Origin of the sequence: Pedobacter miscanthi (assembly GCF_032678605.1) — a bacterium.
Lineage (GTDB): Bacteria > Bacteroidota > Bacteroidia > Sphingobacteriales > Sphingobacteriaceae > Pedobacter > Pedobacter miscanthi_A.
In genome coordinates this window covers 236927-262765 of record NZ_JAVTSU010000012.1, presented here as the reverse complement: position 1 = coordinate 262765, position 25839 = coordinate 236927, and the positions used below count along the sequence as shown (strand labels likewise).

At 37.9% G+C, this 25839-nt stretch carries 20 protein-coding genes; 16 read left to right on the top strand and 4 right to left on the bottom strand.

Translation table 11 applies throughout. From position 1 onward, the window contains the following. Window positions 1-599: 599 nt before the first annotated feature. From R2R28_RS18980 to R2R28_RS18920, 13 genes are all read left to right on the top strand, one after another. Window positions 600-1547 carry an outer membrane protein assembly factor BamD gene (locus R2R28_RS18980; protein ID WP_316827259.1) on the top strand — a complete coding sequence of 316 codons (948 nt, stop codon included), beginning with the start codon at window positions 600-602 and terminating at the stop codon, window positions 1545-1547. Between the two features lie 3 nt (window positions 1548-1550). Continuing rightward, the gene (locus R2R28_RS18975; RefSeq protein WP_025145617.1) at window positions 1551-1877 is read left to right on the top strand and encodes a DNA-directed RNA polymerase subunit omega; all 327 of its coding nucleotides are present in this window, start codon (window positions 1551-1553) and stop codon (window positions 1875-1877) included. A 69-nt stretch (window positions 1878-1946) separates the two neighbouring features. Further along, the gene (gene coaBC, locus R2R28_RS18970) at window positions 1947-3143 is read left to right on the top strand and encodes a bifunctional phosphopantothenoylcysteine decarboxylase/phosphopantothenate--cysteine ligase CoaBC (protein WP_316827258.1); all 1197 of its coding nucleotides are present in this window, start codon (window positions 1947-1949) and stop codon (window positions 3141-3143) included. Then, a complete protein-coding gene (locus R2R28_RS18965; protein WP_316827257.1) occupies window positions 3140-4033 on the top strand; it encodes a DUF4835 family protein in 894 nt (297 codons plus the stop codon). Before coaBC ends, R2R28_RS18965 begins: the two co-directional genes overlap by 4 nt. 555 nt (window positions 4034-4588) lie before the next feature. Then, window positions 4589-4960, top strand: coding sequence for a BlaI/MecI/CopY family transcriptional regulator (locus tag R2R28_RS18960; RefSeq protein ID WP_316827256.1), 372 nt, complete (start codon window positions 4589-4591; stop codon window positions 4958-4960). A gap of 96 nt (window positions 4961-5056) precedes the next feature. Then, on the top strand, window positions 5057-7111 hold the full coding sequence (locus R2R28_RS18955; RefSeq protein WP_316827255.1) for a M56 family metallopeptidase: 2055 nt from the start codon (window positions 5057-5059) through the stop codon (window positions 7109-7111). A gap of 119 nt (window positions 7112-7230) precedes the next feature. Next, window positions 7231-8559 (top strand): alpha/beta hydrolase, encoded by a 1329-nt coding sequence (locus R2R28_RS18950; protein WP_316827254.1) that lies wholly within the window; start codon window positions 7231-7233, stop codon window positions 8557-8559. Between the two features lie 91 nt (window positions 8560-8650). After that, window positions 8651-10303, top strand: coding sequence for a DNA repair protein RecN (recN, locus tag R2R28_RS18945; RefSeq protein WP_316827253.1), 1653 nt, complete (start codon window positions 8651-8653; stop codon window positions 10301-10303). 35 nt (window positions 10304-10338) lie between these two features. Next, window positions 10339-11088, top strand: a complete 750-nt coding sequence (locus tag R2R28_RS18940; RefSeq protein WP_316827252.1) for an energy transducer TonB — start codon at window positions 10339-10341, stop codon at window positions 11086-11088. A 309-nt stretch (window positions 11089-11397) separates the two neighbouring features. After that, window positions 11398-12636 (top strand): carboxypeptidase-like regulatory domain-containing protein, encoded by a 1239-nt coding sequence (locus tag R2R28_RS18935; RefSeq protein ID WP_316827251.1) that lies wholly within the window; start codon window positions 11398-11400, stop codon window positions 12634-12636. A 486-nt stretch (window positions 12637-13122) separates the two neighbouring features. Beyond that, window positions 13123-14358, top strand: a complete 1236-nt coding sequence (locus R2R28_RS18930) for a carboxypeptidase-like regulatory domain-containing protein (protein ID WP_316827249.1) — start codon at window positions 13123-13125, stop codon at window positions 14356-14358. Window positions 14359-14470: 112 nt separating this feature from the next. Then, entirely contained in the window at window positions 14471-15538 is a 1068-nt protein-coding gene (locus R2R28_RS18925; RefSeq protein WP_316827248.1) for a PA0069 family radical SAM protein, read from the top strand. A gap of 212 nt (window positions 15539-15750) precedes the next feature. Further along, window positions 15751-16623 carry a hypothetical protein gene (locus R2R28_RS18920; protein WP_316827247.1) on the top strand — a complete coding sequence of 291 codons (873 nt, stop codon included), beginning with the start codon at window positions 15751-15753 and terminating at the stop codon, window positions 16621-16623. 103 nt (window positions 16624-16726) lie between these two features. On the opposite strand, the gene R2R28_RS18915 is transcribed toward R2R28_RS18920, so the two are convergent. From R2R28_RS18915 to R2R28_RS18905, 3 genes are all read right to left on the bottom strand, one after another. Continuing rightward, complete coding sequence (locus R2R28_RS18915) at window positions 16727-17248, bottom strand: CAP domain-containing protein (protein ID WP_316827246.1); 522 nt, start codon at window positions 17246-17248, stop codon at window positions 16727-16729. Between the two features lie 158 nt (window positions 17249-17406). After that, window positions 17407-19959 carry an ATP-dependent Clp protease ATP-binding subunit gene (locus R2R28_RS18910; RefSeq protein WP_316827245.1) on the bottom strand — a complete coding sequence of 851 codons (2553 nt, stop codon included), beginning with the start codon at window positions 19957-19959 and terminating at the stop codon, window positions 17407-17409. A 672-nt stretch (window positions 19960-20631) separates the two neighbouring features. Beyond that, window positions 20632-21099, bottom strand: a complete 468-nt coding sequence (locus R2R28_RS18905) for a BLUF domain-containing protein (RefSeq protein WP_316827244.1) — start codon at window positions 21097-21099, stop codon at window positions 20632-20634. Window positions 21100-21260: 161 nt separating this feature from the next. On the opposite strand from R2R28_RS18905, the gene R2R28_RS18900 reads away from it, so the two are divergent. The 3 genes from R2R28_RS18900 (at window position 21261) to R2R28_RS18890 (ending at window position 25061) form a co-directional block, all read left to right on the top strand. After that, window positions 21261-21569 carry a hypothetical protein gene (locus R2R28_RS18900; RefSeq protein WP_316827243.1) on the top strand — a complete coding sequence of 103 codons (309 nt, stop codon included), beginning with the start codon at window positions 21261-21263 and terminating at the stop codon, window positions 21567-21569. Between the two features lie 49 nt (window positions 21570-21618). Beyond that, window positions 21619-23148, top strand: a complete 1530-nt coding sequence (locus R2R28_RS18895) for a DUF4394 domain-containing protein (protein WP_316827242.1) — start codon at window positions 21619-21621, stop codon at window positions 23146-23148. 518 nt (window positions 23149-23666) lie between these two features. Then, window positions 23667-25061 carry a glycosyl hydrolase family 18 protein gene (locus R2R28_RS18890; RefSeq protein WP_316827241.1) on the top strand — a complete coding sequence of 465 codons (1395 nt, stop codon included), beginning with the start codon at window positions 23667-23669 and terminating at the stop codon, window positions 25059-25061. Window positions 25062-25182: 121 nt separating this feature from the next. Here the strand turns inward: R2R28_RS18890 and R2R28_RS18885 are convergent, their stop codons facing one another. Beyond that, a complete protein-coding gene (locus R2R28_RS18885) occupies window positions 25183-25626 on the bottom strand; it encodes a hypothetical protein (protein WP_316827240.1) in 444 nt (147 codons plus the stop codon). Window positions 25627-25839 lie beyond the last annotated feature (213 nt).

Here is a 25839-nt window from a genome sequence, read left to right as displayed (position 1 = left end):
ATTCCGCAATATTTATTTTAAAATAATATCGCCCTCTTAATCACCAAGCCATCTTTTCAACAAATCCCTTCCTCCGAAGCGGGATGCAAAAGTAGGATTTTTTACCGTACATGCAAAAGGATTGTATGAATTATCTAAAGGTTTTCCGTAAGTGAATGGTTTACAGCAGGAAAAAGTTTAACCCTCGGCAAAACCTTTTGGCAAATCGGGTGTTTAGGCGGTTTCAAAAACCTATCAGGTGTCAAAAACCTGATAGGTTTGGACTGCTGCAGGCCGCCACATAAACCTGATAGCAGCGGAAAACCCGAAGGTAGGAACGAACCGAGGCTTTGAAGCGAATAGCAGGAGCATACCTATATAGTAGCACGGAACACTGCTTTACTGAAAAAAGAAAAGCAAACATAGCAGGAACACACTTATATAGTAACACAGAGCTCTGCTTTGCCAAAAAAGATAAACAACACTATTTAGTATATAATCAACCTACCTTATATATATGTTAAAATTTGTTAACTGTTATATTGTACTGAATTGCTTTGCATAGCTTAGCGGCGAATTGTTTTTATTGATGTTATCGTATTATTAATTATCTTTGCAGAATGTTTAAAGTTAAACACTTAATTATTTTAGTTTTTGTTGCCGCGTTGGGTATTGCGGGTTGTAAAAGTCGTTTCGAGAAATTGAGAGCGAGTAATGACGTTGCAAAAAAATACCAGGAGGCGCTTCGTTTGTATAATAAACGTGATTACAGTAAAGCATTGGTGCTTTTTGAGGATCTTTCTCAAAAATACCGTGGTCGTGCAGAAGCTGAAGATCTGAATTATTATTATGCTTATACACTATATAGATTAAGTGATTATACCACGGCAAGATACCAGTTTAAAAGCTTCGCAGATACTTACCCTGCGAGTAAAAATGCGGAAGAAGCCAGGTACATGGGTGCTTATTGCTTCTATTTAGAATCACCAGCTTTTTCTTTAGATCAGGAAAATACTTATAAGGCTATTGATGCATTGCAATTATTTATCAACTTATACCCTACCAGCGATCGTGCTGCAGCAGCAGGGAAATACATTGCTACGTTAAGGGGCAAGTTAGAGGATAAAGCTTTCGAAAATGCCAAAATGTACTTAACTACTGGTCCAAGTAATGTGGATAATTACAGGGCTGCTGTTATTGCCTTAAAGAATGCGCAAAGAGATTTCCCGGATATTAAATATGCTGAGGAAATGGACTTCCTGATGATCAGGGCACAATATTTATACGCAAAAAACAGTTATGTTATCCGCCAGGAAGACCGTTATAATGAGGCACTTGCTTTATATACGGAGTTTACTGAAAACCACCCTGACAGTAAATTTACTAAAGATGCCAAAGGACTTAAGGATGATGTTGAAGCGGGTATTGTAACTACAAAACAAGAACTGGCATTATATGCTGCCGATCAGGAAAAATACAAGCAAATGTTGATTAGGACCGGTAAATTAAAAGATACCGTTTCTGCCAAACCAACTAATGCTGATAATACGAATATTAAAAACAAGTAATACATGAATACTAACAAACCTGCTGTACCAAATACTACAGTAACCAGAAACGTACACGATTTAGATAAAACTACTGATAACTTATACGAATCATTAGTGGTGATTGCTAAAAGGGCAAATCAGATTTCGAACAACGTTAAAGAGGAGTTACACGGTAAATTGGCAGAATTTGCTTCTAGCAACGATAATTTGGAAGAAATTTTCGAAAACCGTGAGCAGATTGAAATCAGCAAGCACTACGAGCGTATGCCTAAGCCTGTTTTGGTTGCTATTGATGAATTTTTAAACGAGAAAATTTATCACAGAAATCCTGCTAAAGAACAAAAGTAACTGGCATAGCGCATAGCGTTTAGGGCAAAGCGTTTAACACTATGCTCTATGCCCTATGCCCTAAATACTATGCTCAAAAATAAAAATATAATCCTTGGCGTTTGCGGTAGCATCGCGGCATATAAGTCGGCTTTTTTGGTTCGACTGCTCGTTAAAGCTGGTGCAAACGTAAAGGTTATTCTTACCCCTGATGGTGCAAATTTCATTACACCACTTACCCTTGCTACGCTTTCTAAAAACCCGGTTTACACCCAATACTTCGAAGAAGAAACAGGCGTATGGAGCAATCATGTTGAACTGGGCCTATGGGCCGATCTCATTATCATTGCCCCGATAAGTGCCAATACTTTGGCAAAACTGGCAACGGGAATTTGCGATAATTTATTAACAGCGGTTTATCTTTCGGCCAAATGCCCTGTTTTCGTTGCTCCGGCAATGGATCTGGACATGTGGAAACACGAAACTACCCAAAGTAATATTGAACGGATTATTAGCTTTGGTAACACGGTTATTGCTCCGGCCAATGGCGAACTGGCCAGCGGACTTTGGGGCGAAGGCCGAATGGCGGAACCTGAAGAAATTGTTTCTTTTCTGGATAGTGCCATTAAAAAGGCATCACCCTTATACGGTAAAAAAGTAATGGTTACTGCCGGTCCTACTTACGAGGCCATCGATCCAGTCCGTTTTATTGGCAACCATTCATCAGGAAAAATGGGTTTTGCCATAGCAGATGAAATGGCCAAACTTGGGGCAGATGTTACACTAATTGCAGGGCCCACAACACAAAAAGCTGCTCAAACTTTAAAAAGAATTGATGTGGTGAGTGCACAGGAAATGTTCGAAGCCTGTACTTCGGTATTTCCAGCTATTGATATTACGGTAATGTGTGCGGCTGTGGCAGACTATCGCCCGAAACAGGTTGCCACGCAAAAAATCAAAAAACAGGATAGTGATTTGATTCTGGAACTAGAGAAAACCACAGATATTCTTGCCTCATTAGGAAGGGTAAAAAAAGCAGATCAGATTTTAGTGGGTTTTGCTTTAGAAACCAATGATGAAGAGAATTATGCTAAAGGTAAACTGGAAAAGAAAAACCTCGACCTGGTGGTTTTAAATTCTTTAAATGATAAGGGTGCGGGTTTTAAATCAGATACCAATAAAATTACTATTTTTAACAAAGCTTTAGAACGAACAGTATTCGAAATGAAATCGAAAACCGATGTGGCTAAGGATATTTGTGCTGCCATTTTAAAAATTGCGAAATGATAAAAAAGATTTTTTGGATATTGTTATTGGCTGGTTTTGGGAAACTACAGGCACAGGAGTTAAATGCAAGGGTAACTTTGCTGGCTCCTCAGGTTTCGAATATCAGTAAACCAACTATTGATGCACTTCAAAAAACCATCCGCGATTTTTTAAATAACAATAAATTCAGTAACGAAAGTTACAAACCCCAGGAACGTATTGAGTGCAGTTTCGTCATTACCATCAACTCCTGGGATGGCGGTTCTGGTTATACCGCCGAAGCGCAGATTCAAAGCAGCCGGCCAGTTTTTAACAGCTCGTATAACAGTACCTTGTTAAACATGAGCGATAAAAATTTCGATTTTAGTTATCTTGATGGCTCTACAATCGATTTTTCTGATCAGAACTATATTTCCAACATCAGTGCCCTTCTCTCCTACTATGCTTACACCATCATCGGAATGGATAAAGACAGTTTTAGCAAAATGGGCGGAACACCTTTTTATAAAAAGGCACAGAACATTATCAATTTAGCACAGGCTTCCGGAAATACAGGCTGGAAAGCTGCAGATGGTTTACGCAACCGTTTTTGGTTTAACGAAAATGTATTGAACCCGATATTTAGCGAACTCCGTGCATTCATCTACAGCTATCACTTCAGTGGGTTGGATCAGTTAACGGATAACGATAAAGGTTTAACACAAATCGTTGCGGCCCTGCCTGCACTACAACAGATGGACAAACAAAAACTGGGCTCTATTTTTCCGAATGTATACTTCGCGTCAAAAGCAGAAGAAATAACCAACGTACTTTCTAAACTCAACGCACAAGAACGCATGAAAGCTTATAATATGCTGGCAGAAATTGATCCGGCGAATATTGGCAAATACGAAGGACTAAAGAAGAACTAGTTTATTTATTTTTGGTTAAGCGGTTAATTCTTTAAATCGGTTAACTGACCCGCTATACGCCATACGATAAACTAGCTCATTTTGCATACATACATTTTTTAGAAAAGTAGCAACTGTTTTTCAATTAAAGCTGGTCCCTGCTTTTGTTCATACACCTGCAGGCCTTACTCACAAGCCGGTATCCACCTCAATCAGGTTTAACAATCCAAGTCAGTTTTTCATAGCAGGGTTTTCCTTTCTAAAGCCTAATAAACTTGCAGCACTTCCTCTCCCGCACCCTGTATCACGGTTAACCGATTAACCAGTTTACACCGTTAACCTTTTTCTTAGATGCAACACTTTCCCCTATCAACATCATAAATAACAGTTAACCACTTTAAACAATTAACCCGCTACAGATGCAACATTTTACCCTCTCCTGCGTCTTATATTAAAGTTAACTGCTCAGCCAGTTTCAACAATTAACCAATAAAATTAAAAATTTATTAAAATATTTTGTTATTACGAATATCTTCGTACATTTGATTACGAAATAATTCGTAGAACCTGTAACATATGAGTAATCAGAACATCAAACCTACAGAAGGCGAAATGGAAATCCTCCAGGTGCTTTGGCAAAAGGGCAACGCTACAGTAAGAGAAGTACATGAAGCATTGAATAAAAAAGATGCCGGTTATACCACTACCCTAAAACTGATGCAGATTTTGCACGAAAAAGGAATGGTAGAAAGAGATACAAACCAAAAAACGCATATCTATAAAGCATTGGTGAGCCAGGATAAAACGGAAAAACAACTGGTAACCAAAATGATCGATAACGTATTTAACGGATCGGCGGCAAGATTGGTGATGCAGGCTTTGGGCAACCACAGCGCAAGCGCAGATGAGATTGACGAAATAAAAAAATATTTAGATAGCCTTAAATAAGGCTAAGTGTAAGGTTGAAAGGTGTAGGGTTTAGATCCCTAATTAAACATTATCATTTTCGGTTTATCCCGGCTAAAAAAAATTAAAACCACCGTTATGGAAACTTTATTACAACAGTTTATCAAAGCATTTGGATGGAGCATTTTAAACTCCCTTTGGCAAAGTGCCATCATTTATGGCGTTCTGTTTATCATTATGCTAAGCCTGCCAAAACTGGCAGCAAAACACAAGCACAACCTGGCTTTTGGTGCCATCATTTTAATGTTTATTGGTTTTGCTTATAATTTTATCAATCAGTTGATGCAGAGTCTGGGCAGCCAGGTCACAGCCGTTAATCCTCAAAACATACAGGTTTACCAGTACTTTAATAACCTGCCACCAAGTTTTAGCAGTAAGGCAGAGCAGTATTTTCCTATTGTTGTAGGGTTTTATATTATCGGCATCTTATTACAGTTATTCGTTATCGTTAAAGGCTACGGACAGCTTTCAAAATTGAAAAAAGAAAGTTTAAGTGCCATACCAGATAGCTGGAAAGTAATTTTCGAGCAAGTAACTGCTCATCTTAAAATTAAGAAAGCGATCAGGTTTCACTTGTCTTCTATTGTTAATGTGCCTTTGGTTATCGGTTATTTAAAACCTGTAGTACTGTTTCCACTGGCTTTGGTTAACCAACTGGATAACGACCAGGTAGAAGCCATTTTGATCCACGAACTATCGCACATCAGAAGAAACGACTTTTTATTAAACCTGATTAAAACCGCAATCGAAACTTTACTATTCTACAATCCATTTGTTTGGATGGCGGGTAGGTTTATACACATTGAGCGCGAGCATGCCTGTGATGACCTGGTTTTGAAAATTACCGGAAAACCGCTTAATTATGCCCATGCCCTACTTAAACTCGAACTTCTAAAAGATAAAAACAGTCCGGCTTATGCGCTGGCAGCTACAGGGAAGACTCAAAATCTATATCAACGTATAAAAAGAATAACCAACATGAAAACAAATTATTTAAATGCCAAGCAACAGATGGCGGCCCTTACCCTGGGCATAGCCTGTTTGTTTTCTATTGCCTGGATCAATCCAACTGAAAAGAAAAAAGAAAGTAAAAAACAACACAAACAGGAAATATTGAGTTTGCAGGTTGCAGATAATGGTGTAAAACACTTCATCTGTACCGATACCACCAAAAAACGTAAAATCAAAATTGTAACCATTGATGCGAACGGAAAGAAAACCGAATATAACTCGGTAAAAGAAATGCCCGATAGTCTGAGAAAAGATTTTTACAGGGACGAACTTTTTGGTGGTCAGAATGTATTTCGCATCCATACCGACAGTTCATTTAAATTCAGGTTTAACGATTCGCTGGTGCGCAATAAAATTTTTAAAGAATATAACTCGCCACAAGCACAAGCCAAGTGGAAGAAATTTGGTGAAGATATGGCCAAACAATACAATTCACCAGAAGCACAGGCAAAATGGAAAAAGTTAGGTGAAGAAATGAACAAGAAAATGAACTCTCCTGAAGCCCAGGCGAAATGGAAAAAAATGAGTGAGGAAATGACCAAAGAATTTGGCTCTCCAGAGGCTCAGGCAAAATGGAAAAAAATGGGCGAAGACATGGCTGCCAAAATCAATACCCCTGAGTTTAGGGCACAAATTGATCACATCAGAATGCAGGCTTTGAAATCAGGAGATATGGCGCATTTATCGGGGCTTTCAAAACTACAAGCTGATTCGATATTTAAAGGAAACAGGAACTTGCTTTCAGGTCCGGATGGCACGGTGTTTTATTATAACGAAAACAACAATAGCAACAATAAAGTAAAACAGACGGAAGAATACAAAAAGCTGAAAGAAAAATTCGATACCGAAGTAAAAGAACTGAAAGAGAAAATAGAAAAGAAAGAGCAAAAAGAAAAAGTTGAGGGTGGTAACAAAAGCTCACAAATTAGCCCTGCCGTTATGCTGTACAACAATAAAGATTTTTCAGCCCCAGTTAAAACTTTGAACATTCAGAATGCCGTAGTAACTTACAAAAAAGCCGATTTCAAAAATGCAGATCAGTTGGCAATAAAAAGTTTTGTAAAAACCGACAATCCAGTTACCGTTGCAAATAACAATACCATTAGCATTTCTATAAAATAAAACAACATACAACCAAACAGATTATGGAGCAGCGAAGATTATTCTTCGCTGTTTTTGTTTAACAATTACTTGCTAAAGTTAAAATTGTACCTTAGCAGGCATCTAAATATTACACTATAATGCGCGCTATTAGGCTTAATCTCTTCGTTATTCTAACCATTTTTACTTTATCTGCTTTTGCTCAAACTAAGGTTATTTCTAATTCATTCTATTTCGGTACGATATTAAACATCGAAAAATTTGCTGGTAAAGAATTTAGATACTCACTTGATCTAAAATCAACTGAAACAGATTCTCTCAAAAATATTCTTATCCAAACACGGCAGGTTATTAACAAAGACGAATTTCTCGAGGCACACTCAAAAAAAGATTTCGTTAAAGATACGCTATGGCATCAGATAAATATTATCCGTAAAATAAATTTAAAAGCCAAAGAGATGTGGCTATATGCAACTTTTGAGGGTAATGGGAATTTTTTTGCCGATAATTTAAAATTTGAAGTTAAAAACGAAGATAACAATTGGGTCAACATTCCGATTAAAAATGGAGACTTTGAAAACAATGGAGATAATCCGTTAAAAGGATTTTTAACAAGCCAAAAAATACCTGAAGGTAGCACAATCAGCTTACAAAACAGAACAGATTCAATTAAAGGCAAAGCATTATTGATTAAAACAACAAAAGCCACAATCGGTTGGAAAACCAATTATGGCAGTAATAAGCCGGGCGGAAAATATTACAATGTTAATGGTATAAAAATTTATTATGAAACTTACGGCAATGGCGAACCGTTACTATTATTACATGGGAATGGCCAGTCGATAGTTGATTTTACTAAACAGATACCCATATTGGCGAAACATTACCGTGTTATTGCAGTTGATACCCGTGCACATGGGAAAAGTATCGACAATAGTATCGCAAAATTGAGTTACGACATTTTTGCGTCTGATATGAAGGTTCTTTTAGATTCCTTAAACCTTAAAAAAATTAATATTTTGGGGTGGAGCGATGGAGGAAATACCGCATTGATTATGGCAATTAAATATCCGGAATATGTTGGAAAATTGATTGTGATGGGTGCAAATTTGAATCCAACAGAAAATGCAGTTGAAAAAAGCATCCTTAATCAGTTAAAAAAAGATTTAAAAATGCTTCAGCAAAAAAATGATGCCGAATCCAAGCAAATGACCAGGTTGCTTTTTATGTTATCAACAGAACCTAATATAAATGTTGATGACTTACATACAGTCACTTCTAAAACCCTGGTACTGGCAGGAGAAAAGGACGTAATTAAAGCCGAACATACCAAACTTATTGCCAGCAACATCAGTGGGTCACAATTAATTATTTTCAAAAAAGAAACGCACATGGTACCCAATGAAAATCCGGCACTCTTTAATGAAACCGTACTTAATTTCTTAAAACAGGCAGAAGTAAAGAATTAATAAAATTTGTTTCACCTTACAAGGAATTATTCTTCGCTGTTTTTGTTTTGTATTCACCTTGTTGACATAAATTTTAATATTTTTGCTTAGCATGCTACAAAAACTTTCTATACGTAATTACGCATTAATTGATAGTCTTGACATCGAATTCGATAAAGGCTTAAATATTATCACAGGTGAAACCGGTGCTGGTAAATCCATCATTTTAGGTGCCCTCTCGCTAATTTTAGGTCAGCGGGCAGAGAGCAAATATTTCTTTAACCAGGATAAAAAATGTGTTATAGAAGGTAGTTTTGCATTGGCAGATGAAAACCTGAAAGCACTTTTTGAAGATAATGATCTCGATTTCTCGAATGAAAGCCTTTTACGCAGGGAAATTTCCATAGATGGCAAAACGCGGTCCTTTATTAACGATACACCTGTTAACCTATCTGTTTTGAAGCAAATTGGCGAAAAACTGATCGATATCCACTCGCAACACGCTACACAGGAAATCAACGATGCTGATTTTCAACTGTTGATTGTAGATTCGCTGGCCAACCATCAATCGCTCTTATTTGATTACCGCAGCGGGTTTAAAAAACTTAAACAAGAAACCTCGCTATTAAAAAAATTGATTAACGAGGCTGATGAAGCCAGGAACAAACAGGATTACGAACAGTTTTTGTTTAATGAACTCGAACAGGCAAAATTACTGGCTGGCGAACAGGAAGAACTTGAACAGGAACTGGAGCGCTTAACACATGCTGAAACCATTAAAAGGGCTTTACTTACCGCTTCGGGATTGATCAATGAAAGTGAACCCTCTGCCCTGCAAATTTTAAAAGAAGCATCGTTACAGTTACAGGGCATCGAAAAATTCGATCCCGCAATTAATGTATTGTACGAGCGTTTAAGGTCGTCGATTATAGAAATAAAAGACATTACGGATGAGGTTTCTGCAATAGAAGAAAATACCATGCACAGTGCCGATCGCTTAGAATGGGTAAACCAAAGGCTTGATCTGTTTTATTCGCTGCAACAAAAACACAGACTAAGCAATAATACCGAGTTATTAGCCCTTCAACAACAGTTAGAAGAGAATATGAACAAGTTATTATCTTCTGATGAACACATTGAAAAACTACAACAGGAAATTGATCAGCTTAAAAAAGAATTGCAAAAACAGGCCGGTCAATTAAGTACCAACCGTAAAAAAGCAATTAAGGTGGTAGAAGAGCAAACCGGCATCACCCTTAAAAAAGTGGGCATGTTAAATGCCAAACTGCTTTTGGATCAAAAAACTTTGCCAGAGCTAAATAAAGACGGGTTAGACGAAATTAATTTACTTTTTACAGCAAATGCTGGTCAGGCACCGGCTCCGGTTAATAAAGTAGCTTCGGGAGGAGAGTTATCCCGTTTAATGCTGGCAATAAAAGCATTACTGGCTAAACATACTTCCCTGCCCACCATCATTTTTGATGAGATTGATACCGGAATTTCTGGCGAAACCGCTTTAAAAGTTGGTGAAGTCATTTCGGTTTTAGGCGAAAACATGCAGGTAATTTCGATTACACACCTGCCGCAGATAGCTGCTAAAGGCAGATCTCATTATTTTGTACATAAAAATGAAAATGGAGGCAAAACCACTACCGGCATCCGCAAACTTAAACAGGAAGAACGCATTGGTGTAATTGCAGAAATGTTAAGCGGTAAAAACCCGGGCGCATCAGCAATTGAAAATGCAAAAGAATTGTTGGCTTAATTGTGGAAACACATCCTCTCCTGCATCTTGTAGACATGAAGAAAATAATTCTTTTTGCAGTTTTGATTTGTAATGTATTTATAGCAAATGCCCAGGAAATAAAACCTAAAAAATTCTATCTAGATACCATTCATGTAAAAGGCCGGATCCTCAATATAGATGGTTCTGTAATTCCGGATCTCTATATTAAAACCACTTCGCAAGATACCATTTTACAAAATAGTGTAATTAACGCCAGAGTAGATAGTTTAGGTTATTTTGCCATCAATGGAATTAAGCTTAACGACATTTTCACCATAAATACAGGCTACGAGGAGTTTAAAATTATTAACGATGGCAGTAGATTTATCACCATTACCCTTGATACCTTTAAAAATACAACGTTAGATACCACAAGTTTAACCGTAACCGCTAAAAGGTTAAAAGCGCGTAAAAAGGTTAAATACATGGTGAGCAGTTATTTAATTTGTGAATATCCATCGTTAAACAACCCAGCCTCCTACCCTTCAGGAAAAAAAGCTTTTTATGATTTTATTTATAAACAGTTGATTTATCCTGATCAGGCAATAAAAAAGAATATTGAAGGCAAGGTGGTCGTTAAGTTTTCAATCAATAAAGCAGGAAATGTATTTAATCCAAGAATATTAAATGGGATAGGCTATGGTTGCGATGCTGAAGCAATTAGAGTAATTAGCTTATCTCCAAAATGGCGCCCACAAATTGCTAATAGTAGACCCATTGTATCAGACGCCATTGTTGAAGTTCTTTTTAAACTTGAAGATTAGTGTATTTATTTAAAAATGATGGTTAGTGGTACACTTTGCATTTGCAGGGCAGGATATGCATAAAACTGTTATAATGATTTATCTGATCCCATGGTGTGTGTCTCCACAGACTGTTTGAGTATAATAAAATTGATCTGTGGGTACATATATTTTATGCGCTGTAAGGTGTTACCATCTTACAGCGTCGACAATTTTAAATAAGTATCAGATAGTAATATCTAACACCACGATAAAACAACTCCATATTTTTGCCAGGTAATTTTTCTTTTGCACTTTAAATAAACTAATAAATTAGTTTATATTTATAAAATGAAATCCTTATTACTTTTATTCTTCTTATTAATTGTTAAATTCTCCTTCGCACAGCAAAGTTATATCCTTTCCGGCATGGTTAAAGATAAACGTGGAGAAGCGCTACCTGGTGCAGGTGTTTATGTGAGCGGTTATAAAATTGCTACGGTTACCGGTAATGATGGTAAATATATACTCCCATTAAAAGCAGGCAACTATGATATTCTGGTGCAGTTGATCGGTTATAAAGCTTTAAATAAAAACGTAGTGATTTCGGATAAACCCGTAAAACTCGATCTTATCCTCGAAGAAAGTGTAACCCAGTTAGCCGAAGTAACCATAAAACCCGATCCAAACAGGGAACATTATATTGCCATGTTTAAAAGTTATTTTATCGGCACTACACCCAATGCCGAGCAATGTAAACTTATTAATCCAAACGTACTTATTATCGATTACGACAAGGAACAATTTAAACTCACGGTAAAAACCACTCAGTTTCTCATTATGGAGAACAAAGCACTAGGCTACCGGATTAAATACCTGCTCAATAATTTTGAATACGATAGCAAAACCAGGATCATTTATTACGAAGGTTTTCCTTATTATGAAGATTTAAAAGGATCGGCCAGAAGAAAAAAAATATGGGATCAAAAACGGGTAACGGCCTATTTAGGCTCTTCTCAGCACTTTTTCCGGTCGCTTTTTAACCACCGTGCAACAGAAGAAGGTTTTATCATCAACAAACTCATCACCAAACCAAATCCCGATAAACCTTCAGACAGTGCAATTAATGCAAATATTAAACGCTTAGCCAAAACACAGGATGGCTTAACACGAACCATAACTTTAAATGCCGGCGATTCTTTAAATTATTGGGTAAACAAAAAAAATCTGCCAGGTGCAATATCCATTTTAAGTCGCGCACCTATTGTGCAGGATACTTTGGTGCACCAGGAGAACCAAAGTATTAAAAGTGTAAACTTTACCGATAAGCTTTATGTAATTTATACCAAAGAAAGGGAAGATCCTGCTTATGCCAACCGGATTGGTTTATCAATAGCCAGACCACTGGATATGCCAGATTACCAGATTTCGACCATTGATTTACAAGTTGCTCCGGTTTATTTTTACGAAAACGGATCCATTTATAATCCCCGATCGATGATTTATTCGGGTTACTGGGCCTGGGAAAAAATTGCAGATAGCGTACCAATGGATTATTTACCACCTGTTAATGTAGAAGGAAAAAAATAAAAATTGCATTCAAACCGATTAAAGTGATGGCGTAGGAGTATTTTTTACTGTCTTTTTTTGAAAAGCAAATACAGTGCTTTTTGGCTTCTACAGTCCCGCCCTTCGTTACAAATCCTCGCCCTCATGCTTCGGGCTGTGGGTTTTACACTGCGGCCGGGTTTAGCTGGCTAAGGTCAGTAATACTTTTTAAGGTTTTTGAGACAGTGCAGTTAGTACCAACTTTTGTTAAATAAACCCGACAGAGTGGGTAGCCCGCACCCCGATTTTTCATCGGGAGAGGACTACAAGCGATGGCGGGGCTGTTTTAGCCATTAAAAACAGGCCTTTCGTTTCCAAATCGAAAATGATCTAAACTGAGACTATATCTATTTATATAAAGTCGTCATCTCCTGTAGCTCGGAATGACGGCAAATTTAAAATGTTAAATTTGTTAAAAATCTTTTTCGTTTTTAATAAATATTCAGCCTTTTAATTACATTCGTCTCTATGATTAAAAGCCTTTTAGTAGCCCTTATGCTGATCATTTTGGGTACTAATGTCTACGCTCAAAATACCTTCACTATTAGTGGCCTCGTTCGGGATCAAAAAGATGGATTACCCGGAGCCAGTATTTATTTAAGCGGATATAAAATTGCTACGGTGGCCGATAATGATGGCCGATTTAAACTAACAAATCTTAAACCGGGCAGTTATGATATTCTTGTTCAACTGGTTGGTTATCTCCCCTACTCTAAAAGCGTAATCATTTCTGATAAATCGGTACAGGTAGAACTGGTGTTGAAAGAAAATGTTGCCCAGCTCGATGAAGTGGTAATCAGGGCCGACCCTAACCGCCAAAAATACATCAACCAGTTTAAAGAATTTTTTATTGGCAAAACACCCAATGCCACGCAGTGTAAAATTTTAAATCCGCAGGTGTTAAATGTAGATTTTGATATCACTAAAAGCACCCTAACCGTTTCTACTACCGAATTTTTAGTGGTAGAAAACAAAGCTTTAGGTTACCGGCTTAAATATATGCTCGATCATTTTGAGTACAACTCGCGTACACACATTATTTATTATTCCGGTCACCCTTTTTTCGAAGAACTAAAAGCATCAGCAGCTAAAAAGAAAAAATATATCGCTGCCCGCGAAGTGGCCTATTATGGTTCTTCTCAACATTTTTTCCGCGCACTTTATGCCAATAAAGCACAGGAAGAAGGTTTTATCATTAATAAAATGATAAAAATCCCCAATCCCAACCGCTATCCTCAATATGTAATCAGTACCAATTTAGAAAAAATTAAGGCAGTACCCGAAAAAACAGGCATCAGACAAACCAAAGGAAAAATAGATACAGCCTTACTTGCCTTTTGGACAAAACAACAGGAAATGCCTAAAACCATCGACAAATTTTCGAGAGCAGATGTACTCACCGATACTTTGGTGCATTATTATAACCAGAACTTAAAATATTTAAGTTATACCGATGCATTACTGATCCAATACACCAAAGAAAAAGAATCACTTGCGTATTCGAAAACGGGCTTTTGGATTTTCAGGCCACTCGATGTTCCAGAAAATGAAATTTCGGTTGCTAATTTAACCAGCGAAGGTGTACGCTTTTACGAAAATGGTGGCATTTACGATTCCCGTTCGCTGTTATTTGAAGGTTACTGGGCATATGAAAAAGTGGCCGATATGGTACCAATGGATTATATTCCGCTGCCAAAGAAGTAAAAACATTTAAGATAGAAAATGGATGATGGCGGTTAAACCTAAAACAAAAATTGTTGAAAAGTAAACCTTTCTAGCACCTTAAAATTACTAAAAATATTAGTAATTTTAATTTATGATTGGCGAAGAAGAAAAACAGTATTTTAAAGGGCGGGGCGCTCAGGTTAATCCACACAACAAATTTTTAAAGGATGTTTACGTTAAGGAGCATCACGAAGGGATAGATGATTGGGAAGAAAGCGATCGTAAAACTGCTTTTATTTTCGAAAATTCTAAAACCATTGTAAATAAAGTAGATAGTCCGGATGTGGGCATGGCCTACTCTCTTAACCCCTATCAGGGCTGCGAGCATGGTTGCACTTATTGTTATGCCCGCAACTCACATCAATACTGGGGTTATAGTGCCGGGATAGAATTTGAAAGAAAAATAATTGTAAAAAAGGATGCCCCGGAACTCTTTAGAAAGTTTTTAGAGAAGAAAGGCTGGGATGCCACTACCATTTCACTTTCTGGCAATACCGATTGTTACCAACCTGCAGAAAGAAAATTTAAACTTACCCGTCAATTACTCGAAATCGCCCTTGCATACAAACAGCCCATTGGCATGATTACCAAAAATTCATTGATCCTCCGCGATCGGGATATTTTACAGGAAATGGCCAGGTTAAACCTGTGTATGGTGTATCTTTCTATCAACAGTTTAAATGAAGATTTACGGCAGGTAATGGAACCACGCACCACCACCGCCAAACAACGTTTAAAAGTTGTAGAAGAACTGAGCAAAGCCGGAATCCCGATGGGCGTTATGGTTGCACCCCTTGTGCCGGGCTTAAGTGATCATGAAATTCCGAAAATTTTAAAAGCGGTGGCCAATGCCGGTGCGATAAAAGCAGGTTATACGGTAGTGCGGCTAAACGGGGCAATTGGTCAGATATTTGAAGATTGGCTGAGAAAAAATTTCCCCGATCGTTTTGATAAGGTTTGGCATGCCATACAAAGCTGTCATGGTGGAAATGTAAACGACAGTCGTTTTGGCGACCGGATGCGTGGCGACGGAAATATTTCACAAATGATCAGGGATAATTTCAGGCTGCATTGCCGCCTAAATGGCTTAAATGTTAAGGATATTATTTTAAACCATACGCTATTCAAAATCCCGAGCAACCAGGTGAGTTTGTTTTAAAGAGTTGGTGCCGATTTGCAACCGGGATCTTTGACCTGCAGTTACACCATAAAGGCGATTTCCACCCAGATACTTTCATGTTGAGCGGATAGGATTCTTCGGGAAAATCAGGATGACAAATCTATATTACATGCTCCTTTAAACAAACAAAATAGTGGATTCTTTACACGCTTAACTTGTAATCCACCTGGATAAAACTTAGTTTTATTGCCATGAACATTGCATTGATCACCTACCTTGATAAAGGCGCCTACGATACCACTACCGTTGAAAGTGAAGACGATAAACTTCTAAATTTCCTGAAAGAAAATGGACTGAATATTGAAGAAGTAATCTGGAACGATGCTAATATTAACTGGGAAAATTATTCCCTTGCAATTTTAAAGTCGCCCTGGGATTATTTTGACCTGATAGAAGATTTTTATCATTGGCTTAATCTTTTAGAAAGTAAAAGGGTGAAGTTGCTTAACCCAACCGAGGTGGTGAAGTGGAATTCGAACAAACAATACCTCCGGGAAATTGAAAACTCCGGTTTAAAGATTATTCCCAGTGTTTTTATCAATCAGCAGGAAAAGGTAAACCTTAAAAGTTTCTTCAACAAATTTAATACCGATAAACTTATTGTAAAACCATGTATTAGTGGTGGAGCAAAAAACACTTTTAAGGTAACTATAGAAAATGTTGAGGAAGTAAATCACAAACTTAATCAGCTTCTTCAGGACGAAGATTTTATTATCCAGCCATTTTTACCCGAAATTCTTGAAAGTGGAGAATGGTCTTTTATTTTTTTTAATGGTGCTTACAGTCATTCGCTGATTAAACAGGCAAAACATGGCGATTTTCGGGTTCAACCGGCACATGGCGGAACGGTACATCCGCAGCAACCTGATGAAAAACTGATTGCAGTAGCGAAACAATACGTTACTTCATTTGCCAAAAATTGCCTTTATGCAAGGGTTGACGGTACTGTGGTAAATGGCGAATTTTTACTGATGGAACTGGAACTGATAGAGCCTTTTCTATTTTTGAATACCGATCCTCAAAATTATGAAAGGTATTATAAAGCTTTACAGGAGTTGATTTAAAGTTTAGCATCTTCGTCATTCTCGTGTACGCGCGAATGACGCCTTGATTTCTCCATTACGCGGTGCTCCAGTCGAAATGACTGACCCTTTTTAATTAATTTGTTTATTTAGAAGCAAAAACCTGCACCCAATACTTATCTGTTTTGGCTGCGCCAGTTTCTTTAAAAGAGGCCGTCATAATATTTTTGCAATGCTCCTCACTTTTTATCCAGTCGTTAAAAACCTCAGCTTCGGTAGTTTGTCCAAAAGCAACATTCTCACCAACTGATGTCCAGTTATAACCAGTAGCGGTAACACGTGCACCAACAGTTTCACCATTAGCAGAAGTATGTACAAGCTTGTTTATTGAGGCTTCATATTTACTCTGGTAAATTGCTGCTGAAGCCAGATTTGCATTCCAGGTAACCGCTGCAACCGGGGGCATAGTAATGTTGCCACATTTACATCCTGCTAAACGCGTATCGTTAATCAGCTTTAAAAGCGCATCGTTATTGATATTGGTAGTGGAAGAAATTTCGATTTTTAATGGAGCAGGTATTTCTGCAGCAGCAGAATCCGTTCCTTTTTTACACGACAGCACGCAGCATAACGCAATGCACGTTAATGGGAAAGCAATAAATTTCATTAATAGGGAATAGTTTAAGGAAAGGTACAACGTTTTTTGTTAAAAGAAATAATTTCTACCCATCTTTTTCTTACTCCAAAAACAGCTAATCAGTTTTATGCCCCCATTATAAGCCTAAAACAAAAAAACTCCCGATTTTCACCGGGAGTTCTCTTTGTTTATTTACTTGAAGAATCTTCTTCTTGTTTTGGCTCTTCTTTTTTCTTCTCGCCCTTTTTGTGGTTGATCGAAATCAGTTCGGTCGTTTTATCATAATCAATTTCTAAAACATCCCCGTCAGTTAATTCACCTTTAAGGATTTCTTCAGCAATTGGATCTTCCAAATATTTCTGGATCGCTCTTTTTAACGGGCGGGCACCAAAATTACTATCAAAACCTTTATCTGCAATGTATTCTTTAGCGTTTTCAGTTAATGCGATATCATATCCTAAGGTATGAACGCGACCGAATAATGCTTTTAGCTCGATATCGATAATTCTGAAGATTTCTTCTTTACCTAAGCTATTAAATACCACCACATCATCAACACGGTTTAAAAACTCAGGAGCAAAAGCACGTTTTAAAGCACTTTCGATTACGCCACGGCTGTGAGAATCGGCCTGATTTGTTTTCGCTGCTGTAGAGAAACCAACACCCTGACCAAAATCTTTTAGCTGGCGGGCACCAATGTTAGAGGTCATGATGATGATTGTATTTCTAAAATCAACTTTACGGCCTAAACTATCTGTTAATTGCCCTTCATCTAAAACTTGTAACAAGATATTGAATACATCAGGGTGAGCTTTTTCAATCTCATCCAATAAGATTACCGCATAAGGTTTTCTTCTAACTTTTTCAGTTAACTGGCCACCTTCTTCATAACCTACATATCCCGGAGGCGCGCCCACTAAACGTGATACCGCAAATTTCTCCATGTACTCGCTCATATCGATCTGGATCAACGAATCGTCGCTATCGAACATGAAACGGGCCAATTCTTTTGCCAATTCAGTTTTACCTACTCCGGTCGGACCTAAGAAAATAAATGAACCGATTGGTTTTTTAGGATCTTTTAATCCGGCTCTTGTACGTTGGATGGCTTTGGTTAATTTTTTAATCGCATCATCCTGACCAATAATTTTCTCGGCAACCTTATCGTACATATTCAACAGTTTTGCACTGTCTGTTTGTCCAACACGTTGCACCGGAATACCAGTCATCATCGAAACCACTTCGGCTACATTATCTTCTGATACTTCGTAACGTTTGGTTTTGGTTTCAGCTTCCCACTCTGCTTTGGCTTTATCTAATTCTTCAATTAAATTTTTCTCTGTATCGCGGAGTTTTGCAGCTTCTTCATATTTCTGGCTACGTACAACCTTGTTTTTCTCTAACTTAATATCTTCGATTTTCGCTTCGATATCAATAATGTTCTGTGGAACATGAATGTTAGTCAAGTGAACACGAGATCCAGCCTCATCTAAAGCATCAATGGCTTTATCTGGCAAGAAACGATCAGAAATATAACGCGATGTTAAAGTAACGCAGGCTAAAATAGCTTCGTCGGTATAAGTTACACCGTGGTGTTCTTCATACTTATCTTTAATACGGGTTAAAATCTCAACAGTTTCATCTGGTGTAGCAGGCTCAACCATTACTTTTTGGAAACGACGGTCTAAAGCGCCATCTTTTTCAATGTATTGACGGTATTCATCTAAAGTAGTTGCACCGATACATTGAATTTCGCCCCTTGCTAACGCAGGTTTAAACATGTTTGATGCATCTAATGAACCTGATGCGCCTCCTGCCCCAACAATGGTGTGGATCTCATCAATAAATAAGATAACATCTGTAGATTTTTCAAGCTCGTTCATCACGGCTTTCATACGTTCTTCGAACTGGCCACGGTATTTTGTACCGGCCACTAAAGAAGCCAAATCTAAAGTAACTACACGTTTGCCAAAAAGTACACGCGATACTTTACGTTGTACAATGCGAAGGGCTAAACCTTCTGCAATTGCCGATTTACCAACACCTGGCTCTCCGATCAAAATCGGGTTGTTCTTTTTCCTGCGGGATAAAATCTGCGATACACGCTCAATTTCTTTCTCGCGGCCTACGATTGGGTCTAAACGGCCTTCTTCTGCAGCTTTGGTTAAATCACGACCGAAGTTATCCAAAACCGGTGTTTTAGATTTTATATCCGAAACCTTTTTAGGTGTACTAAAGCTTTCTTCTTCGCGATAATCATCATCGCCTCCTGTAGAAGCGCTATTTGAGATATCATCTCTGAAACCATTTTTATTCACTTCAACCTCCTGTTTAAAAACATCATAAGTAACCCCATACTGTAATAAGATCTGCGAGGCGATGTTATCATCATCTCTCAAAACCGATAACAACAAATGTTCGGTGCCAATTAAATCGCTTTTAAATATTTTAGCTTCTAAGTAAGTAATTTTTAAAACTTTTTCTGCCTGTTTAGTTAATGGAATATTGCCTAAGTTTACTGTAACACTCGAAGTACCGCGAACGGCATCTTCAATTGAGCGGCGCAATTTACCGGTATCAACTCCTAACGATCGTAAAATTTTTATAGCCATACCATCGCCTTCGCGGATGAGGCCCAATAATAAATGCTCGGTTCCGATGTAATCATGCCCTAAGCGGAGCGCTTCCTCCCTACTAAAAGAGATTACATCTTTAACCTGTGGTGAAAATTTTGCTTCCATAATACCTTTCTTAACAGCTACGTCCCTAAACTATAAAATAAATTATAAAAAGCGACTGTACCATTTTGTTTATTTTATCAACAATTGCGCCATACGGGTGGATAAAAGGCAGCATACATATCCCCCAACCTAAAAAATACGGTATGAATATCGACCCGATAAATATATATCTATCTACGTAATAACTGTTTTATAGGTTTTAAAAGGGGATTTATTTAATATTTACCCTTCTAAATATCATTTTGTCGGTTTATTGTAAGGATTTGTTCGATTCTATTAACTGACAATTTGGTGCTTTTTACTAAGGCAATTTACAAGTTTTGACAGAAAAACAAAAAGAACGTGACATCATTTAACAATTTAGCCAGACAATTATCAACAACAATGTATATCCATTGTTGGATACAATATCATCAATACGAAAATAACTATTGATAAGTTGTTTTTGTTTTACAAAAACGTTGTTACAGCTGTTCCATGGAGATGAAAGTTAAAATGGATAATGGAATTGAATCTCTAAAGGAAAAATCGTAATGGTTAAAAAAAATGGAAGATGGATGATGGAATAATTACCAACAATCTATTTTCAATGATCAATAGCCTAAGGATATTCTGAAAAACCTTAATTTAATGATCAAAAAAATTGATGATGGAATTGAGTTAATAATGAACTTAACCTTCATTATAAAAACTTCGTAAAAATTGCAGCGGAACATCAGATGGGGAAGATTTATTACAATATTCAATAATGTCGTTTAAATTAAAATGGCCACTTAACGATTGAAAACTATCATCATCTGAATCTTCGAAACCCAGGCTCCAATCATTAAAAATTCGTTTACCATACTGGCCAATCTGCAGTAAAACAACCGACTCATGCCGCTGATCAGTCATAATTTTTTTATACAGTTTGCGCACAATTCTTTCATCACCTTCGAGCAATTGCATAAACCTGCCTTTACTTTTGGTAATCAGCTGACCTTTTACGTATAACAATATCCCGGTAATATCATTTTCCTGGTTAAAATCCCTACTCTTGTTAAGTAGATTTTTAAGCTGTTGCTCATCGAATACAACATTCTCTATACTACTGTAAATCAAATAGAAAATTGGGCCGACATTTTTATCCTGAGGTTCCATAAAAGCAAATAACATTAAAATTTCTGAATAAAGGCTTACATCTCTAAACTATATTTTATCTCCATTATCTTAAAATTTACAATTTATTGTAAGGCAAAAATCCCTCTTGCCATAACCTGCGTATATAACTTCAAAATCAGACTAAAATTCCGGTTAACGCAATGGTACTTCTTTATCAAAGAATTTTAATAGCATCCATCCTGCTTATTGCATTTGCAGGCAGGGTTGCTGTTTGTGCCATCCCTATGTTAAAGCCAAATCTGGAAATTGTAAAAGATAAACCAGAGGGTAACGACGCTGATGAAAAAGATCAGCAGGTGGAAGAAAAAATCAAACTTGAAGACCTGATCACGAATGGTTTAACAAACATTGATTTTCTGAGTATGGCCTGCGCCAAAACCAAATTATTTGCTGGTGATTACAGACTCCTAAAGTGCTGTCTCCAGGCATTAGAATACCCACCAAAATAAGCTCCTAAGCTTTTCCACAACTATTTTTTCTTAATTAAACATTAAAAACATGATTAAAATTCAACATTTAATCGTAGTGGCCTTATTGGCTATTATGACCCCTATTCTATTTTCTTCCTGCAAGAAAGACCGAAACAACGATCCTGAACAAGAAACGCTAACGCCCGGGCCTGATGTTAACTTTTATGCCCTTACCGCAGATAGTAAACTATTATTAATTAATGCCAAAAATCCTAATTCAGTAACCGCTCAGGTTGCCATATCTGGCTTGCAAACAGGAGAAACTATATTAGGCATTGATTTTCGTCCGGCAACCGGGCAGTTATATGGCTTAGGCAGTACCAGCCGTTTGTATGTAATCGATCCGAAAACCGGTACAGCAAGGGCTATTTCCGCAGCACCATTTACGCCTGCTTTAAGTGGCACTTCAGTGGGTTTTGATTTTAACCCAACGGTTGATCGTATCCGGGTAGTCACCTCATCGGGGCAAAACTTACGTTTAAATCCCGAAACCGGAACAGTAGCTGCCACTGATGGTGTGATTAACGGGGTAAGCAATGCCAAAGTTTCATCGGTGGCTTACACCCAAAACAGAGCTGGTGCAAGCACTACTGTACTTTTCGATATCGATATTGCTAACGATAAACTCCATAAACAGGATCCGCCAAATGATGGAAAATTGGTTGAGGTTGGAAGTCTTGGTTTCGATGTTGAAGAAATTGGTGGTTTTGATATCAATCCTGATGGTACCGCAGCGCTTGCGGCTTTAACCACTGGTGGCAAATCGGGTTTATACCTGATTGATTTAACTTCAGGCAAAGCCTCAAAAATCAACAACATGGATCAGCAGATTACTGGGATCGCCATTCCTACCGAAGCTGTTGCTTATGCCATATCCAACAATAACGAACTGTTAATTTTCAACCCCGCAGCTACAACGCCAACGCTGGTAGTTAAAGCCATTACAGGTATTCAAACAGGTGAAAGTATTTTAGGTATTGATATGCGCCCGTTAAACGGCCAGTTGTTTGCCCTTGGCAGTACCAGCCGGATTTATAGCATTAATGCATCTTCGGGTGTTGCGGCTATGGTTGGCACAGGCCCGTTAACTACTTTGTTAACCGCTACGCAGGTAGGTTTTGATTTTAACCCGACGGTAGATCGGATCAGGATTGTAGGCAACAACGGACAAAACTTTAGGGTAAATCCAACCGATGGTGCCTTAACCGTTGATGGTACCATTTCATTAACTACTGCGGCAATTTCAGGTGCGGCCTATACCAACAACTTCGCAGGCGCAACCACAACTATATTATATGATATCGATGCTAATGGTGATCGTTTATATAAACAAGATCCACCAAATAACGGCACTTTGGTTGATGTAGGTATGCTAGGCGTAAACGTTGAGGCCAATAGCGGTTTTGATATTGGCGGCACAAGTGGAATTGCTTATGGCATATTTACTGTTGGCGGTGTTCAGAAACTTTATACGGTAAATTTAACAACAGGCGCTGCAACTGCTGGTGCTACCATTACTACAGCTGTACGTGGCTTTACCCTGGGCTTAGGCTTTTAGTGATGCCATAAAAGCGATTTTTAAGAACAGAGGCTGCTTCTGTTTATCCTTAGGTAGCCACAAAAAAAATCAAAAAGAGGCATGGTACCAATACAGCCTCTTTTTGATTTTTATTCAACCTTCATTAACACTTATTCCTTCCTCAGCCAATCTCATCTACTTCGGTTCGAAACTTATTTTCTTACTATCCTGTTTCAGCGATAAAGCGATAATATGGAATCTTTTTTTAATAAAAACCTCAGTCAGCTAGTAAGCATTTCTGCTTTCATCAAAATATTTCAATCGTTAGAACGCGCTAAAAAACATATATATACTACTTATACGTAATATTAAACTTACATATTTTACGTAATAAATTTACATTAGTATTGATAAAGGTACCGGAGTTAGGTTATTTGCGCATCATTTTTTTAATGAAGGAAAATTTATGCGCTTTTACCATAGCTGTACTGCAATATCAAAAACATCAGCAGATAAATAACCTACATAAATCACTAACCAATTAATTAAAAAAACTTATGAGAAATGCAACAAAAACATGGCTGGGTACCCTGCTTGCCCTAACTGTTCTTTATTCCTGTAAAAAATCGGAAATGAATCCAGAACAGGACCAGGAACCATTTAATAACACCAAAAAAGAAATTGCTACCACTGAGCTTATCCCAGGCTCATCATTCAGGGTTGTAGGCTACATGCCATCCTGGGCAGGCGCCGTTAATCAAATCCAGTTTAGCAAACTTACCCATATAAATTATGCCTTTGTATTGCCAAATTCAACCGGCGGATTACAGCCTTTAGATAATCCATCTAAACTTCAAAGCCTGTTGAGCTCGGGTCATGCAGCAGGTGTAAAAGTGCTTATCGCCGTTGGTGGTTGGAACAATGGAAATGATAGCGCTTTTGAGAGTTTTGCTGCAAATTCTACCTACCGCACCAATTTCACCAACAACATGATTAATTTTGTAAACCAGTATAACCTGGATGGTGTGGATATCGATTGGGAATATCCCGATAACGGAACTTCTGCAAATAATTATACGCTGCTGATGCAGCAGCTCAGCACTGCGCTTCATAATAACGGGAAACTGCTTACCGCAGCTGTGGTTTCTGAGGGCGGTGGAAGTATCCAAAATGCAGTGTTTAATGCGGTAGATTTTCTTAACCTCATGGCCTACGATGGCGGCGGTGCCAACCACTCTACCTATAATTATGCGGTAAACTCGATTAATTACTGGCAGGGCCGTGGGCTTTCTGCAGCTAAAACTACTTTGGGTGTGCCTTTCTATGGCCGTTCATCAAGTTCTTATGTCGATTATAAAGATATTCTGGCCCAGGGCGGAAGTCCGAATTCAGATACTTTTGGAAATGTAGGTTACAACGGTATTCCGACAATTAAAAATAAAGCAAATTTAGCTTATGACAGTACAGGCGGGATCATGATATGGGACCTGAATGCAGATGCAACAGGTGGCAATTCTTTACTCAGTGCCATTTACGATACTATTGTTGCACGCGTAAACAACGGAAACCCAAGCATTCCATACGGTACGGTAATTTCGCTAAAAGGTTTTAATAACAAATATGTGAGTGGACAGAATGGTGCCGCTGCCATGACTTGTACCACCACAACTGCACAATCTACCGAACGCTTTACTGTGATAGATGCTGGCGGCGGCAAAGTTGCTTTAAGAAGCATGGGTAAATATGTATCATCAGAAAACGGTACACAACCCATTACCTGTAACCGTGCAACCATCAGCGATTGGGAAAAATTCGACTGGGTTGTTGCAGCAGATGGAAAAATAGCTTTCAGGGGCAATAACGGAAAATTCATTTCGAGCGAAAATGGTACACAAGCCATGACCTGCACCCGCGCAACAGCTTCGGGCTGGGAATATTTCACAAAAATTTAATGAACGCTGCATCATGTAGTGCTGCTTCTTTTTAACAAAAAACCGCTTCTGGCTATCCACCAGAAGCGGTAAATTAATATACCTATATTAAGATCCGGAATAAAATAACAGGATAATAAACCTATCCGCCGGTACTGGAAATATTTACATTACCCATTTCAACGGCATAATTCATTGGGCCGCTTGATGGCATTGGTGGGCCAGAAACCCATTTTACCACTACATAGCCAGACGCTGTAATGCCGGTTTCCATGATACGGCCATCTGCCTGTAATTTTCTACCATATATATATGTAGCGGGATGACAGTCAACAGAACCAATAACTACACCAACTTCCCACTGTCCTTGAGAATATGGATTGCTGCCGAAATAAGTAGCAGCATAGTTTACACTGGTTAAACTAAAAGAAGTTGAAGCATAAGTATACGAAAGATTTGAATTGTTCGGAGTAAAGGTACAGGCAAAAAAAGCGTGTTTCTTAACTGCGGGTACTCCGGTTTTTGCATTTAAGGCTACTGAGACATTAAGAAGCATTAGTACTGCCAATAGTGATTTTTTTAACATAATTTGGTTGTTTAGGGGTGAATTAATATATATTTAGATCTTTTACAGGTATGCAGGTGATGTTTTTAAAATCCGAACGAAATACAATTACAGCCTTGAAGAAAAACAGGATTTCGTGACAAAATCTTTCGATCCCGGCCGAGATGACATAGCGAAATCCGCGTTACAGAAACAGCGCTCATAATATTGGTTTTAAATTTGGTTACCTAAAAC